The organism is Rhizobium lentis, assembly GCF_017352135.1.
Classification (GTDB): Bacteria; Pseudomonadota; Alphaproteobacteria; order Rhizobiales; family Rhizobiaceae; genus Rhizobium; species Rhizobium lentis.
This window is the reverse complement of the sequence record NZ_CP071454.1, coordinates 1159717-1173961: the sequence shown is the minus strand read 5'-3', so window position 1 is coordinate 1173961 and position 14245 is coordinate 1159717. Positions and strand designations below refer to the sequence as shown.

The 14245-nt window shown below is 61.0% G+C and carries 12 protein-coding genes and 1 pseudogene; 2 read left to right on the top strand and 11 right to left on the bottom strand.

The window, feature by feature from the left end; translation table 11 throughout:
• Nucleotides 1-112: 112 nt before the first annotated feature.
• Both J0663_RS05710 and J0663_RS05705 read right to left on the bottom strand, forming a co-directional pair.
• On the bottom strand, nt 113-1357 hold the full coding sequence (locus tag J0663_RS05710; RefSeq protein WP_207243498.1) for an SGNH/GDSL hydrolase family protein: 1245 nt from the start codon (nt 1355-1357) through the stop codon (nt 113-115).
• A 60-nt stretch (nt 1358-1417) separates the two neighbouring features.
• The gene (locus J0663_RS05705) at nt 1418-2641 is read right to left on the bottom strand and encodes a lytic murein transglycosylase (RefSeq protein ID WP_207243497.1); all 1224 of its coding nucleotides are present in this window, start codon (nt 2639-2641) and stop codon (nt 1418-1420) included.
• A 203-nt stretch (nt 2642-2844) separates the two neighbouring features.
• Here J0663_RS05705 and galU point away from each other — a divergent pair, with 203 nt between their 5' ends.
• The gene (gene galU / locus J0663_RS05700; protein ID WP_207243496.1) at nt 2845-3732 is read left to right on the top strand and encodes a UTP--glucose-1-phosphate uridylyltransferase GalU; all 888 of its coding nucleotides are present in this window, start codon (nt 2845-2847) and stop codon (nt 3730-3732) included.
• 55 nt (nt 3733-3787) lie between these two features.
• On the opposite strand, the gene J0663_RS05695 is transcribed toward galU, so the two are convergent.
• Nucleotides 3788-5320, bottom strand: a complete 1533-nt coding sequence (locus J0663_RS05695; protein WP_207244444.1) for an outer membrane beta-barrel protein — start codon at nt 5318-5320, stop codon at nt 3788-3790.
• Nucleotides 5321-5463: 143 nt separating this feature from the next.
• On the opposite strand from J0663_RS05695, the gene J0663_RS05690 reads away from it, so the two are divergent.
• Complete coding sequence (locus tag J0663_RS05690) at nt 5464-6459, top strand: KpsF/GutQ family sugar-phosphate isomerase (RefSeq protein ID WP_207243495.1); 996 nt, start codon at nt 5464-5466, stop codon at nt 6457-6459.
• A gap of 14 nt (nt 6460-6473) precedes the next feature.
• Here the strand turns inward: J0663_RS05690 and J0663_RS05685 are convergent, their stop codons facing one another.
• The 8 genes and pseudogenes from J0663_RS05685 to J0663_RS05650 form a co-directional block, all read right to left on the bottom strand.
• On the bottom strand, nt 6474-6929 hold the full coding sequence (locus J0663_RS05685) for an NfeD family protein (RefSeq protein ID WP_207243494.1): 456 nt from the start codon (nt 6927-6929) through the stop codon (nt 6474-6476).
• Nucleotides 6930-6932: 3 nt separating this feature from the next.
• A complete protein-coding gene (locus J0663_RS05680) occupies nt 6933-7961 on the bottom strand; it encodes an SPFH domain-containing protein (protein WP_207243493.1) in 1029 nt (342 codons plus the stop codon).
• A gap of 184 nt (nt 7962-8145) precedes the next feature.
• The gene (hemH, locus tag J0663_RS05675; protein WP_207243492.1) at nt 8146-9180 is read right to left on the bottom strand and encodes a ferrochelatase; all 1035 of its coding nucleotides are present in this window, start codon (nt 9178-9180) and stop codon (nt 8146-8148) included.
• Between the two features lie 124 nt (nt 9181-9304).
• Nucleotides 9305-11275 carry a 5'-nucleotidase C-terminal domain-containing protein gene (locus J0663_RS05670; RefSeq protein WP_207243491.1) on the bottom strand — a complete coding sequence of 657 codons (1971 nt, stop codon included), beginning with the start codon at nt 11273-11275 and terminating at the stop codon, nt 9305-9307.
• 165 nt (nt 11276-11440) lie between these two features.
• Nucleotides 11441-11760, bottom strand: a pseudogene (locus J0663_RS05665) (hypothetical protein).
• A gap of 30 nt (nt 11761-11790) precedes the next feature.
• On the bottom strand, nt 11791-12162 hold the full coding sequence (gene omp10 / locus J0663_RS05660) for an outer membrane lipoprotein Omp10 (protein WP_207243489.1): 372 nt from the start codon (nt 12160-12162) through the stop codon (nt 11791-11793).
• A 171-nt stretch (nt 12163-12333) separates the two neighbouring features.
• Nucleotides 12334-13785: a homospermidine synthase gene (locus J0663_RS05655; protein WP_207243487.1), complete on the bottom strand. Its 1452-nt coding sequence runs from the start codon at nt 13783-13785 to the stop codon at nt 12334-12336.
• A 173-nt stretch (nt 13786-13958) separates the two neighbouring features.
• Nucleotides 13959-14243, bottom strand: a complete 285-nt coding sequence (locus J0663_RS05650) for a YciI family protein (RefSeq protein WP_207243486.1) — start codon at nt 14241-14243, stop codon at nt 13959-13961.
• Between the last annotated feature and the right edge of the window lie 2 nt (nt 14244-14245).

The following is a 14245-nucleotide window of genomic DNA, read 5'->3' as shown; positions in this document are numbered from 1 at the left end:
AAGTATTTATCTTAATGGACCGGCGCAGATCCTCGACACAAGGCCGAGGATGACGTCGCGGATTTTGCTGTGGTTTGTGGCAGCCCGGGAACACCACCTCGCGCCGACCTTCTCATTTCACCGAGACTTCGGCTGGCGTCTTGGTCGCCGGCATGCGGTAGTCGTCGACGCGCCCGACAGGAGCCGGCCTCATCTCTCCCTGCTCGACCAGGAGATCGCGCGGCGACTTCGTCAGCGTCATCGGCGGCGGCTGTGCCCCGAGAAGCTCGGTGCCGCCGTCGAGATTGGGATCGGAGAGGCTGATAGGCACGGTGTGTTCGACCGGATTGGTGGGAAGGCCGAGGCCAGGCAAGTTGCTTTCATCCAGGCGCACCAGATCAGGGCTTGCCTGGGCGCCGAGAATACGGCGGGCCGGCTTCTCCACATAAAAGGCAAGCTTGCGCCGGCCGGCCTGGGTGAGATTGATGCCGTCGGAGGTGCGCAGGCGCACCTGCTGGCCGTTCACGTCGGAGCCGGTGACGATGAAATTGCCGTTTTCGTCGACAAAACCATCCCAGATATCGACGAATTCGCCGCCGATGCTCTCGACCTGGTTACGATAAAGCTGGTTCATCTGAACGGCATCGGCTGTCATCTGATCGGATTCGAAGGCGGGAAGGCCGACCCAGAGAAGGGGGATCTTGCGGCTGGTGACTTCCTTGCCGAAGGAAAGAACGCGCCGGCGATATTCGGTAAACCAGCCGTCGGTGCGGAACTTCTCCTTGGCGGTATCGGTCACCATCTGCTGGCGGTCGTTGGCGCCGATCATGACGACGACCATTGCCGGCTTCAGCTCGTCAATCATCTTCAGCAACTGTTCCGGCCAGTTGTAGTAATCGTCGCGGACAAGACCCGAGGAAACATTGCCGCGGGCTTCGACGATGACGCCGGGCGAAGTCTCGAAGGCGGCGGTCAGGCCGTCGCCGAGGCCGCTGGCAAGAAAATCGCCGACAATCAGGATCTTGCGGGCGTCGGGAAGCTTCTGCACGACAGGCTCTTCTTCCTGTACCGGAGCGCGGACCGGCGGCGTGGTGCGGGGATTGACCACCGCTTTCTGGGCTGGCGGCGGGCGCTTACGCTGCTGGCGTCTCGGCTGCGGCACATCAGGAGCCTGCGGGCTATCGTCGAGGTAGCGCCGGCCGAGGAAGAAATCCAAGATCGACCGCCGCTGATAGCGCTGCTCCTGGGCTTGCGCGACGGTCACCGGCGCAACAGCGCCGAGACAGAGCGAAGCGGCCATCAAGGCGAGCATGAGCCAGCGGATTTCAGTGGTCCGGTCAGTTTTCTTCGTCATGGGCAGTTCCGCATCTGCCGGCATCTTGCACTGAGGGCAAGCCAGCTTCTACCCCCGCTTATGTAGGTCACCGCTAGGCCGCTTCTAGCGGCGCAGTGCGTTCAGAAGCGGCAGCGAGGGCTCGCCGTCCGGCTGCATGCCGATGCGCTCCTGCACGGCCGATATCGCCGCTTTGGAACCCGAGCCGAAATTGCCGTCGACCTCGCCATTATAATAGCCGAGCGTCTTGAGACGGGTTTGCAGCTCGAATTTCTCGGTGATGTCGAGCGCGCCGTCGGGACGCGGCCAGCGCTGCTGCATGCCGCCATAGCCGGCGATCTGGTCGGCCAGCAGGCCGATGGCAAGCGCATAGCTGTCCGACGCATTGTAGTTCTTGATGGTGAAGAAGTTTGCGGTCATCAGGAAGCCGGGGCCGCCGGCGCCGGCCGGCATTTTCAGCACGGCCTTGGTGCCGCCGTCGCGGAAGGGCTTGCCATTGGCGCGTTTCAGGCCGAGCTCCGCCCATTGGGCCAACGTGTGAGTTTTTCCAGCCTGCTTGGCGGCTGGCGCGGGAACGACGACCTCATAACCCCAGGTCTTGCCGGTGTCCCAGCCATTTTTCATCAGCAAGTTGGCCGAAGTCGCAAGCGCATCCGGCACCGAGTTCCAGATGTCGCGATGGCCGTTGCCGTCGGCATCGACAGCATAGAGCAGATAGCTCGTCGGGATAAACTGGGTGTGGCCCATGGCGCCTGCCCATGAGCCGGTCATCTCACGTGCCGGCACGTCGCCGTTCTGCAGGATCTTCAGCGCGGCAACCAGCTGTTTCTTGGCGAATTTGGCGCGGCTCGGATCGGCATAGGCAAGCGTTGCCAGCGCGCGCGGCACGTAGTGCAGCCGGTCGTTCTTGTCGAGGATTGCGCCGTAATTCGATTCCATCGACCAGATCGCCAGGAGAATGGACTTTTCGACGCCGAAGCGCTGCTCGATGGCACTGAGCGTGCGCGCATGCTTGACGGCCATCTCGCGGCCGATCTTGACTGTGTAGGGATTGACGCGCGAATCGACGTAGTCCCAGATCTTCGAGGTGAATTCCGGCTGATAGGCCGCTTTTTCAAGCACGGTCGGGTCAGGTTCGCTCACGCCGGAAAAGGCCTTTTGATAAGTTGCCTTACTGATGCCACTCTCAGCGGCAGTTTGGTAAAAATCCGCGATCCATTTCTGGAACCGGGTATCGGCTTTCGCGCTGTCGGGGACCAGGCCTACCTGGGCGGCGACAATGAGGGCGAGAGCAAGACCACGAAGGGAGTTTTTGTGATTCTGGATCATCGACAGTCGTATCCGTCATCTTCAGTTTTCGGTGCATCAGGGGCATCATGTCCGCCCAGACCCGAGACTACAGGAACGGAGTCAACAAATTCTTTACCATGGCGGCTCGCGGCGGTCACCATTGCAAAACAGTAGCAATTCTATACTAGTCAGTCGTGAACGGCTTTATTTAAAAGGCGATTTAGTCAAAGCAGGAGGCCTGTGTGGCGCATCACAATAAAGTTCGTAAGGCAGTTTTCCCGGTGGCGGGGTTGGGAACGCGATTCCTACCGGCGACGAAGGCTGTTCCGAAGGAAATGTTGACCGTTGTCGACAAGCCTATCATCCAATATGTGGTCGATGAGGCGCTCGAAGCCGGAATCGAGCATCTGGTCTTCGTTACCGGACGCAACAAGCACATCATCGAAGACTATTTCGACATTCATTTCGAGCTGGAACAGACACTGCGCCAGCGCGCCAAGGAGGCGGAAATCACCCTTCTTGCCGAGCAACTGCCGAAGGCCGGGACGGTGAGCTTCACCCGTCAGCAGGAGCCGCTCGGCCTCGGCCATGCCGTGTGGTGCGCCCGCGAAATCGTCGGCGACGAACCTTTCGCGCTGCTGCTGCCCGATATGATCATGAAGGGCGACAAGGGCTGCATGAAGGGCATGATCGACCTTTACGGCCAGAGCGGCGGCAACATCATCGCCGTCGAGGAATGCGCCCCCGATCAGGCTCATAAATACGGCATCGTCGGCGTCGGCGAAGCGATCGGCGAAGGCTTTCGCATCACCGGCATGGTGGAAAAGCCAGCCAAGGGAACGGCGCCCTCGAATTTCTTCATCAACGGCCGCTACATCCTGCAGCCAGAGATCTTCAAGATCCTCGAAACTCAGGAACGCGGCGCCGGCAACGAGATCCAGCTCACCGACGGCATGCTGAAGCTGCTGAAGGAGCAGGATTTCGCCGGTTACCACTTCCGCGGCACGACCTACGACTGCGGAGCCAAGGACGGCTTCATCCTGGCGAACGTCGCTTATGCCCTCGAACGTGCTGACATCCGTCCGTCGGTCGAAGGCGGTTTCAAGGAATTGGTCGCAGGGCTGAACTAAGGTTCCGTCAGGCCTATCAGTGATCGACGCCGCGCTTCCCTTCGGATGCGCGGCGTTATCTTTTCAGCTTGAGGCCGACACCGGCGCGCCATTGCTGCGAGTCCTCGCCGTCCTTGCGCGTCGTCAGTTCGTAGCCAAGCGTGCTCGTCAGATCGAGATAGCGGTTGATGTTCCAGATCAGGCCGGTCGCCGCGGTATGGACGAGTTCGTCGTTGATGGTGCTGTCGGTGGGATAATCGCGCCAAATCAGGCCGCCGATCATCGTGCCGACGAGATTGTCGCGCAACTGGTGGGTGACCGTCGTCGTCAGCGCGTGCGAGACGTAGCCGCTTTCCCCTGCCGTGGTCGAGGGCTGGATGCTCGTCTGCAGGTCGAGATTGACATCGGTGCCGCGGATCGGCGACCAGAGCAGGCTCGCATCGAGGGTAGCCGTATCGATCGAATCGAGGCGGCTGTCTTCAAAGTCCGCCCTCGCGTAGCCTATGCCGATCTCGCCCTTCAGCTTTTCGCCGAGGTCGACCTCGACGCCCGCCTTGACGCCGTAGCTATGACCTGAGCGTTCGTAACCGGCGGAATCGCGTGTCTCGTCATAGACCGTGCGGCCGATCGTGCCCTCGATGAAAGGAATGAGCGCGGGAGAGAGTTCGTAGCCGACTCGGCCGCGCAGCGTGCCGGTCGTCTGGTTGCGATCGCTCAAGGTCACGGTGGTGCCGTTGGCGAGCGTGGCATCCGAATAGACGGAGCGCGTCAGCGCCAGCGCCGTCGTGCCGCGCAGGATGCCGAAATCGCGTTGGATGGAGGCGCCGGCCGAAAACTCCTGCACATCGGACTGCTGTGTGGCATCGGCGATGGCGTCGGGATCGTCCGTATCCTCGCGGTAGAAATTGTAGCCGGCCGTGAGGTGCGCGACCGTATCCTGTGGAAGGTCCAGCCGGAGATCGCCGTTGACCTTGAAGGACGGCTGCTCCTCGCCTTCACCGCTGATGTTCCTTTGCCAGGCGCCTTCAGAGGTGACGGTCAGCTGGTGGCGGCGCCAGTCGGAAGTGAGCGTCGCGGCCGCATCCGTTTCGAGGAAGGCGCGCCGTTGACTGGTATTGCCGTCCTTCGTGGTCTCGGTGTTGATGCTTTGGGTCACGCTCGGCCGGAGCACGAAGGTGCCGATCGGAATACCCGGCGTTTCTGCCGTCGAGGCGCTTTCCGCAGTCCTGCGGCCCGGCAGCGTCTCGTCCACCCGTGCCTTGCGGGTGTTCAGCCGGCGCATGTCCTCGTCCAGGATGGAGCCGGTGATGTCGTCGCCTGATTGCGCATCCGGTATGGCGGGCCTCTGCTGGGCATCGTCCGCATTTCCAGCCGTTCCAGTTGCCGCGGGGACGGTGGAACCGTCGCTTTCGTCATCGAAACCGTTGCTTGTGTTGCCATTGTCCTGGGTGGCGGAGCGGCTACCGGGCGTACTCGACAGCTGCAGTGAGGCGGACTGCGCGAAAGCCGCCGTCTGGGCGAAAAGCAGGCTGCCGAACACAGCAGAGCAGACGACACGGCTCATGGCGCGGAGCGGCGTCACACTGCTCGTCTGTTTTGGCTGGCCCATGCAATTCGTGCCTGACATGCTTTCGGTTCTTACCCAAAGGTAAAGCCTTGTGGTTAACCATTCGTTGCCGCCGGCGAACGCTGTTCACACTTCGGAAATGGTGCGGGGTGGACTTGGAAAGTGAAAAGGTCTAACGCATCTTCATGAACAGAAGAGCGATCAAACTCGTTGAAAACAGTGTGCTCGAATCGGCAAAACGCACGATAGAGACCGAAAAACGCGGTCTTGAAGCGCTCGAACGGGCCTTTGATGATGGACTGGCCGGTCCTTTCGCCCGGGCCGTCGAGGTCATCGGCGATATCTCCGGGCGTGTCATCGTCACCGGCGTCGGCAAGAGCGGCCATATTGGCGCCAAGCTTGCGGCGACATTCGCCTCGACCGGCACGCCCGCCTTTTTCGTGCATGCGGCCGAAGCCAATCATGGCGATCTCGGCATGATCGCACGCGATGACGTCGTCTTGGCGATTTCCAAAGGCGGCGAAAGCGCCGAGCTCAAGAGCATCATTTCCTTCACACGACGCTTTTCGATCCCCCTGATCGCGATCACCTGCAGCGGAGCTTCGTCGCTTGCGTCGGCCGCCGACATCGTGCTTTTGGTGCCGAACGAACAGGAAGCCTGCCCCAATGGGCTGGCGCCGACGACCTCTACGCTGATGCAGCTAGCACTTGGCGACGCCTTGGCCGTCGCACTCCTGGAAGCGCGGGGCTTTACCGCCACCGACTTCCACGTTTTCCATCCCGGTGGCATGCTCGGTGCGAGCCTGATGCATGTCGCCGATATCATGCATACCGGCGAGAAGCTGCCGCTCGTTGCCAAGGGCACGCCGATGCCCGAGGCGATCACGGTGCTGTCGCGCAAGCATTTCGGCTGCGTCGGTGTGCTCGACGAGGATGGGCGGCTCTGCGGCATCGTCACCGAAGGCGACATGGCTCGGAACCTGAGCCGCAATCTTGCCGAACTAGCCGTCGACGACATCATGACGAAGACACCGAAGACAGTGAGACCGACGATGCTGGCGACGGCGGCGCTGGCGTTGCTCAACCAGCACCACATCGGCGCCCTGATCGTCATCGATGAGGATAGCCGGCCGATTGGGCTGGTGCACTTCCATGACCTGCTGCGGATCGGCGTCGCCTGATCGGCGCCTTCCGGTCAGACTGGCTCGACTCTGAGGTCGCGGCCATTGCTCGAGACCACCTTCACCCGCGTTCCCACAGGAAGATCGGGTCCCATCACCTGCCACAGCGTATCATCGAGCCGGATGCGGCCGCGGCCCTCGCGGATCGGCTCCTGCAGCGTCGCGGTGCGTCCGATAAGACTTGCACCGCGTTGATTGAGGAAGGGCTCGTCGGTCTCGGCGTTGCGCAGAGTCAGCCGGCGGCCGGCAAAGGTCGTGGCGACGGCCAGAAGTGCAAAAAGGATCGCCTGGAGTTCCCAGACCCAGAAGGCGCTGTCCCAGAAGAGCAGGGACAATGCGCCGACGATCAAGGCCGCTAGGCCGATCCAGACCAAGAAGAAACCTGGCACGACCATTTCGGCGGCCAGCAGCACGAGACCGGCGACCCACCAGTTCCATGGACCGAGTTCCGCGATGATCTTTGCCATCATGGCTTATCGCTCCTGATCCGGATTGGAGGAATTGGGGGCCGGGGGATTGATCGGCGGCGTCGAGCGGATCGGCGCGGGACGCGGACGCGGCGCGGTCGGTGGCGGATTGCCGCCGTCACCGAAGACTTCGCGGGCGATGGCACCGATGCCGCCGAGCGAGCCCAAGATGGACGAGGCTTCCATCGGCATCAGCACGATCTTGGAATTAGGCGCCGAGCCGACGGAGGCGAGCGCTTCGGTGTATTTCTGGGCGACGAAATAGTTGATCGCCTGAACATCGCCGGCGGCGATTGCTTCAGAGACCATCTTCGTCGCCTTGGCTTCGGCCTCGGCCAACCGCTCGCGGGCTTCGGCGTTGCGGAAAGCAGCTTCGCGCTGGCCCTCTGCCTGCAAAATGGCGGATTGCTTGGCACCCTCGGCCCTGAGGATCTGCGCGTTGCGCGCGCCTTCGGCTTCCAGGACCTGGGCGCGCTTCTCACGCTCCGCCTTCATCTGGCGGGCCATCGCGTCTACGAGGTCGCGCGGCGGCTGAATATCCTTGATTTCAACGCGCGTGACCTTGATACCCCAGGGCTGAACAGCCTCGTCGACGACGCGCAGCAGCCGGTCGTTGATCGCGTCGCGGTTGGAAAGCAGTTCGTCGAGGTCCATGGAACCCATGACCGAGCGGATGTTGGTCATGGTGAGATTGAGGATGGCATTTTCGAGATGAGAGACCTGGTAGGCGGCCTGGGCGGCGTTAAGCACCTGATAAAAGGCGACGGCATCGGCGGAAACCGAAGCATTGTCCTTGGTGATCACCTCCTGGGTCGGTACATCAAGCACCTGCTCCATGACATTCATGCGGGCGCCGACACGCTCGATGAAAGGGGTGATGAGGTTGAGGCCCGGCTCCAGCGTGCGGGTGTATCGGCCGAAGCGCTCGATGGTATAGCGATAGCCCTGCGGCACGGTCTTGATCCCGGCAAAAAGCACCAGGATGACAAAAATGACCAGCACGATCACGACGATGTCGAAGCCGCCGAACAGCATGAAAAATTCCTCCCATCGGCGCATGCGCTCGCGCCCACAACTGATGTGGTGAGTTAGCATGTTCTTTGCGAGGAAGAAATGACACGTGGATTCACCACCTTCCGACGAGAGAAGATCTCGTGCCGGCAGGCTAGGCGCGGCTAACGTCGGCTATCCCTTCGGTGCTGCTTTCCGGTCAGGTTTCTCAGACCCAGCCCTGCAATTCGCGCCGGACAACCTTTTCCAGCACCTTCATGCCGTCTTCACTGTCGTTGAGGCAGGGGATATGGGCGAACTTCTCGCCCCCATTCTCGTGGAAGGAATGGGCTGCCTGTTCGGCGATTTCCTCCAGCGTTTCAAGGCAGTCGGAGACGAAGCCGGGATTGATGATGGCGATGCGCTTGACGCCCTGGCTGGCAAGTTTTTCCACCGTCTTGTCGGTATAGGGTTGCAGCCATTCCTCCGGTCCGAAGCGGGACTGAAAGGTGACCATGAAGGTCTCCTTGGTGAGCCCGAGCCGCTCGCGCAGCAGGCGGCCGGTCTTTTGACATTGACAGTAATAGGGATCGCCCTGCTTGAAATAGGACATCGGAATGCCGTGGAAGGAGGCAAGCAACATGTCCGGCTTCCAGTCGAGCGTCGAAAGGTGCTTTTCGACGGATTGGGCTAGTGCCTCGATATAGGTCTCGTCGTCGTGATAGTCGGGCACGGTGCGCAGCGCCGGCTGCCAGCGCATCGAGAGAAGCTTCTGGAAGGCCTTGTCGTTGACCGTGGCCGTGGTCGCCGCCGCATATTGCGGATAGAGCGGGAAAAGCACGATCCGGTCGCAGCCCTCTTGCTTCAATGCGTCGATGCGCGAAGCAATCGACGGCGTTCCGTAACGCATTGCCCAGTCGACCTTGACGTTTTCGAGATCGCGCAGGCGCTCGGCCATCAGTTCCGACTGGTTGCGGGTGTAGGTGCGGAGATAACTTTCGTTCTTCTCCTTGTTCCAGATCAGCTCATAGGCCTTCCCAACCTTCTGCGGGCGCCTATTGAGCACGATACCGAACAGGATCGGATACCATTTCCAGGGCGACCATTCGATGACGCGGCGATCGGTGAGGAATTCCCTGAGATAGCGGCGCATCGAGATATAATCGGTACCGTCCGGCGTACCGAGATTGACCAGCAGCACACCGATCTTACCGGATTTTACGGCCGGATGGTCCGCCGGGCGGATTGAAGTATCTGCGGTCATTTTGGCCCCAACGCTCTCATTTCTGTCACATCGGCTCATACGCTGCCGGGAGATTAGGGTTCTATAGAAAGAAAAACCGGCCCGGGAAACCCCGTGCCGGTCATGGCAATCGGGACAAATTGTCTTATTTTGCCGGAACCTGGATTTCCTTGCCGATCGTCAGGTGGCGCGGGTTCGGGCTGCCGTTTGCTTCCGATAGCTTTCGCCATAGCGTGCCGTCGCCATAGAAGCTGACGGCGAGATCCCAGAAGGTATCACCGGCGGCAATGACATGAGTGGCGGGCGTCGCTGCTGCGGGCGCGGAGGTTGCCGGAGCTGGAGCCGGTTCCGTCGCAGGCGCGGCAGGGGCAGGCGCGGCCGGTGTCGCAGGGGCAGGCTCGGGAGCCGGAGCGGGTGCAGCCGGAGCAGGAGCGGGCTCGGTCGCCGGCGCAGGTGCTGCCGGAGCTGGAGCAGGAGCCGCCGGTTCGGCGGCGGGCGCCTGTGCTACAGTCGCACCGAGTTCAGTGACGCGGCCGTCGGTATAGGGCTTGTAAGGCGAATGAGCGGCCAGATATGCGGCGGTCACGTCGGCAAGGTCCGGACCATAATCGTAAGCGTTCTTGCCTTCCTTGAAGATCGTATAGCCGTCGCCGCCGGCCCGCATGAAGTTGTTGGTAGCGACCTTGTAGGTCTTGGCCGGATCGATCGGCACGAAGTTGTCGCCGTCCTTCACCTGGACATCGCTGACACGGCCGCCGACAGGCTTCGACTGGTCGAAGGAGAATTTCAACCCGGCGACCTGGGGAAAGCGTCCGGCACCCTGGTCGATCTGGCTGACGCCATTTTCGAGCGCCTTGACGACATCCGCGCCGGTCGCCTCAAACGTGGCGAGGGTGTTCTGGAACGGCAGGACGGTGATGACCTCGCCCTGGGTGACGTCGCCGCCGTCGATCGAGGCGCGCAGGCCGCCGCCGTTCTGGATGGCGATGGTGACGCCCTGGTTCTTGGTGCGATCAAGAATGGCGTCGGCGACCAGATTGCCCATCGAGCATTCCTTGACGCGGCAAACCTTACGGTCGCCATCGATCGGGCCTTCAGAGGAGCCGATCACCTTCTTGCGCAGTTCCTCGATCGGCTTTGCCAGTTCGGCGACGCGGCTGACGACAGCGGGGTCGGGCGTGAAGGACGAATCGACCAGGATCGGATCGCCCTTGGCATCCTTGACGACGCCATTATCGTCGAAATTGACGACGAGATCGCCGAGATACTTGCTGTAGGAGGCGGCCTGGACGACCGGCACCTTATAGCCGCCGGGATTGTCGACCATCGTCGGATATGGGCCTTCGGCCTTCGGATCGGTGTTGGAGAGCAGGCTATGGGAATGGCCGCCGACAACGACGTCGACATCCGGAATCTTGGCGATGAAAGCTAGGTCACGGGGATAACCGACATGGGTGAGCGCGATGATCTTGTTGACGCCCTGGCCCTTCAGATCCTGAACGGCGGCGGTGATTGTCTGGACGTCGTCTGCGATCGTGACGTTCGGGCCAGGGGAAGAAAGCTCCGGCGTATCATTGGTGACGGCACCGACGATGCCGATCTTCTGGCCGCCGACATCGAGCACCAGCGACGGCTTGATGCGATCGCCGAGCTTTGAGGCGGCGCTCGCCTTGATGTTTGCCGTCACGACGGGGAATTGCACCTTGTCGAGAAAGGTCGCGAGCCCATCTTCGCTGTCGTCGAATTCATGATTGCCGACGGTCATGGCGTCGAACTTCATCAGGTTCAGGAATTCGGCTTCGGCCGCGCCCTTGTAGGTCGTGTAGAAGAGCGAGCCCTGGAAATTGTCGCCGGCATTCAGGAGAAGGACGTTCTTGCCCGACAGCGCCTGACGGCGCTGGTCGATCGCAGTCTTCAGGCGGGCAGCACCGCCGAAGCATTCCTTCTTGCCTTCTTCCTCGGCCGAGCAGGTGGAATCGAACTTGTTGATCGATTCGATGCGTGAATGGAAATCGTTGATATGAAGAATATTGAGTTCGTAATCTGCAAAGGCTGCGCCCGCGCTCAGCGCCAGCATGGACGCGGTCAAAAGACCGAAGCTGAAAGACTTCGTCATCCCTGTTCTCCTGATTGAGGCGAAAGATCCCCCTCGCCGATCGCTTCCGTAGTCCGCCGGGCAATCACCCGGCGTGCGGATGTTCCATCAGACGACGCACGACCGCAAGAGAAAGCTGGGCCAGGCGGGGCGCTTTCCAAGGGGGCGGGGCAAAAAAGCCGGCGGCTATCCCAGGCATTCGCCGGTGGCGGTGTTTCGGTAGAGTTCTTGCACGGCCTCGGCAATATTCGGAACCGTGGCGAGCGCGACGATCAGGCAGAGAAGGGAAACGAGGCGATGAAAGCGCCTGCCGGTCCGGTAGCCAAGGAGCGCGCCGAGGCCATAGGTCAGGACTGCCGGCAGGGCGAAGATCAGCACTGACAATGGCCCGTCGCAATCGGGAGCGGCAATGCCCTGGGCACGATAGACGTTGGCCGCCAGAAGGACGCAAATGCGGCAAGCGGTAGTGCGACCAGCAGAACAAGGTAACCGGCGAACACTCGCATGGTGGCTTCCCCGCAAGCCTATCTACTCTTTCAGCCGCGGCGGGAAAGCGTGAACTGTGAACCTGTCGCGGTAGTGCAATTAAGCTGGCTTGGCCCAATTAGGGCGCAGTTAACCAGAGAGCTTGTTTTTTTGACATTCGAATAAAGGTTTATTTGGATAATTTTATCGGGCCCGACTGTATATGTTCCCGATGCCATCTGCGTGTTTGTTCCGTCGCTGGTGCGAGTTACAAACTGGCCGCCTGTGAAGGTCGAAGTTAAGCCATTGGCATCCGTCCACTCGCCTTCAACAGAATTCGTAACGGGCGCGGCAGCGATCGGCATGGGGCGCGGCTCCGATGAAACGCAGGCGGCAAGAGCGGCCGCTGCACTGACAAGAACGAGACCAGTTCTGATTTTCATAAGGCTTCTCCCGGCGAATCGGCGTGGCGGTCGCCCGCCAAGTTCGGGCAAAACATGGCGTGCGCCCGCCATGATGGCAAGGCTTGGAGCAAGGGCGGCGGCATTTATACAGCCAGCGTTACAAAAATGCCCGCCTCGCGGCGGGCATTGTTAAAATCCCTGTGGGCGATCTTAGCGGACGAGAATGTTCCTGAACTGCCACGGGTCTTTGATGTCGATATCCTCGGGGAAGAGGCCCGGACGGCCGTCGAGCGGCGTCCAGTCGGTGTAGTGGCCTTCGACCGGGCCGAGATAGGGCATCTGCACTTCGAGGCAGCGCTTGTAATCGATCTCGTCGGCTTCGACGATGCCGGCAGTCGGGTGTTCCAGCGCCCAGACCATGCCGGCGAGGACGGCTGATGTGACCTGCAGGCCGGTGGCGTTCTGATAGGGTGCGATACGGCGGGTTTCTTCCAGCGACAGGCGCGAGCCATACCAGTACGCATTCTTCTCATGGCCGTAGAGCAGGACGCCGAGCTCGTCGATGCCGTCTTCCAGTTCGTCCTCGTCGAGAACGTGATGGACCGGCTGCGGCGTGCCGCCGTTGCCGAACATCTCATGCAGCGAGAGCACGGCGTCGTTGGCCGGATGGTAGGCATAGTGGCAAGTCGGACGGAAGGTCACTTCGCCGTCCTTATCGCGCACCGTGAAGTAATCGGCGATCGAGATCGACTCGTTGTGGGTGACGAGGAAGCCGTATTGCGGGCCGGGGGTCGGGCACCAGGTGCGCACGCGGGTGTTGGCGCCGGGCTGTTCCAGGTAGATCGCCGCCCTGTTGCCCTTCTTGTGCTTCTTGGCATTCTTCGGCATCCACTCTTCGTGCGTGCCCCAGCCGAGTTCGGCCGGCTGCATGCCTTCGGAGATGAAGCCTTCGACGGACCAGGTGTTCCAGAAGACGTTGAGCGGCTTCGGATGCTTGGTGCGCTGGGTGTCGCGCTCGGCAATGTGGATGCCCTTGACGCCGAGCTTCTTCATCAGCTTGGCCCAGCCTTCACGATCGTGCTGGTCCGGCTCGTCGAATTTCAGGCCGATGTCGTTGGCGAGGTTGACGAGCGCCTGCTTGACGAACCAGGAAACCATGCCCGGATTGGCGCCGCAGGTGGAGACGGCGGTGGCGCCGCCCGGGTTCTTCGCCTTTTCCTTGCGCACGGTTTCGCGCAGCGCATAGTTGGTGCGGTCGGCATTGCTCATGCCCTTGTCGAAATAGAAGCCGAGCCAGGGCTCAACCACCGTATCGATATAGAGAACGTCGAGCTTGCGGCAGAGCTTGATGATATCGAGCGAGGAGGTGTCGACCGAGAGGTTGACGCAGAAACCCTGGCCTTCGCCCTCCGTCAGCAGCGGCTTCAGCAGGTCCTTGTAATTGTCCTTGGTGACATATTCCTTGATGTGGCGAACGCCGTGCTTCTTCAGAATCTCCATGTCGGCGGGTTCTTCGCGCGGGTCGATGACGACCATCCGGCTTTTGTCGAATTTGAAGTGGCGCTCGATCAGGGGCAGGGTGCCGCGGCCGATGGAGCCAAAGCCGATCATCACGATCGGACCGGTAATTTCGGCATATACCGGATAGTTCTGTTCCGTCATTCTTTTCTCCTGTGGAAGGGGACGAAGGCGCTCGGCCTGAAGAATTCTTTTGAAATTGCCGCAGAAATTGCGAGGTGACCGGCTCTAACCACAAAACGCCGTCACAATAAAGAGCGTTGGCGGGGAAAGGACAAATATCGGGCGGACAGATGTCCGACCGGCTGCCCGCAAAATCAGCGTTTCAGGATTTCCAGTCCTTTAACCGTCGTCGTGACGGCAAGCTCGGTGATGTCGTATTCGGCGACACCGTGGATAGTGAAGGGGTCGGCGGCGACATAGGCCTCGATTGCGGCACGCTCGCCAATGGCGAGAAGCACGCCGCCGGTGCGCGGCACCTTGCGGCCGGAAGCCAAGAACCAGCCCTTGGCATAGCCTTCCTTCACCCAGGCCATGTGCGGCTCCATGTGCTTGTCAGCTTCCTCAGTGGATTTCACATAGGTGAGGGAGAGAATGAACATGA

What these genes read in the sequence shown, in the direction of transcription:
- J0663_RS05685 (WP_207243494.1), bottom strand. Translation starts at nt 6,929, where the DNA reads ATGATGGCAAAGATCATCGCGGAACTCGGTCCATGGAACTGGTGGGTC.
- J0663_RS05680 (WP_207243493.1), bottom strand. Translation starts at nt 7,961, where the DNA reads ATGCTGTTCGGCGGCTTCGACATCGTCGTGATCGTGCTGGTCATTTTT.
- J0663_RS05710 (WP_207243498.1), bottom strand. Translation starts at nt 1,357, where the DNA reads ATGCCGGCAGATGCGGAACTGCCCATGACGAAGAAAACTGACCGGACC.
- J0663_RS05695 (WP_207244444.1), bottom strand. Translation starts at nt 5,320, where the DNA reads ATGGGCCAGCCAAAACAGACGAGCAGTGTGACGCCGCTCCGCGCCATG.
- hemH (WP_207243492.1), bottom strand. Translation starts at nt 9,180, where the DNA reads ATGACCGCAGATACTTCAATCCGCCCGGCGGACCATCCGGCCGTAAAA.
- J0663_RS05705 (WP_207243497.1), bottom strand. Translation starts at nt 2,641, where the DNA reads ATGATCCAGAATCACAAAAACTCCCTTCGTGGTCTTGCTCTCGCCCTC.
- J0663_RS05670 (WP_207243491.1), bottom strand. Translation starts at nt 11,275, where the DNA reads ATGACGAAGTCTTTCAGCTTCGGTCTTTTGACCGCGTCCATGCTGGCG.
- J0663_RS05690 (WP_207243495.1), top strand. Translation starts at nt 5,464, where the DNA reads ATGAACAGAAGAGCGATCAAACTCGTTGAAAACAGTGTGCTCGAATCG.
- J0663_RS05650 (WP_207243486.1), bottom strand. Translation starts at nt 14,243, where the DNA reads ATGTTCATTCTCTCCCTCACCTATGTGAAATCCACTGAGGAAGCTGAC.
- J0663_RS05655 (WP_207243487.1), bottom strand. Translation starts at nt 13,785, where the DNA reads ATGACGGAACAGAACTATCCGGTATATGCCGAAATTACCGGTCCGATC.
- omp10 (WP_207243489.1), bottom strand. Translation starts at nt 12,162, where the DNA reads ATGAAAATCAGAACTGGTCTCGTTCTTGTCAGTGCAGCGGCCGCTCTT.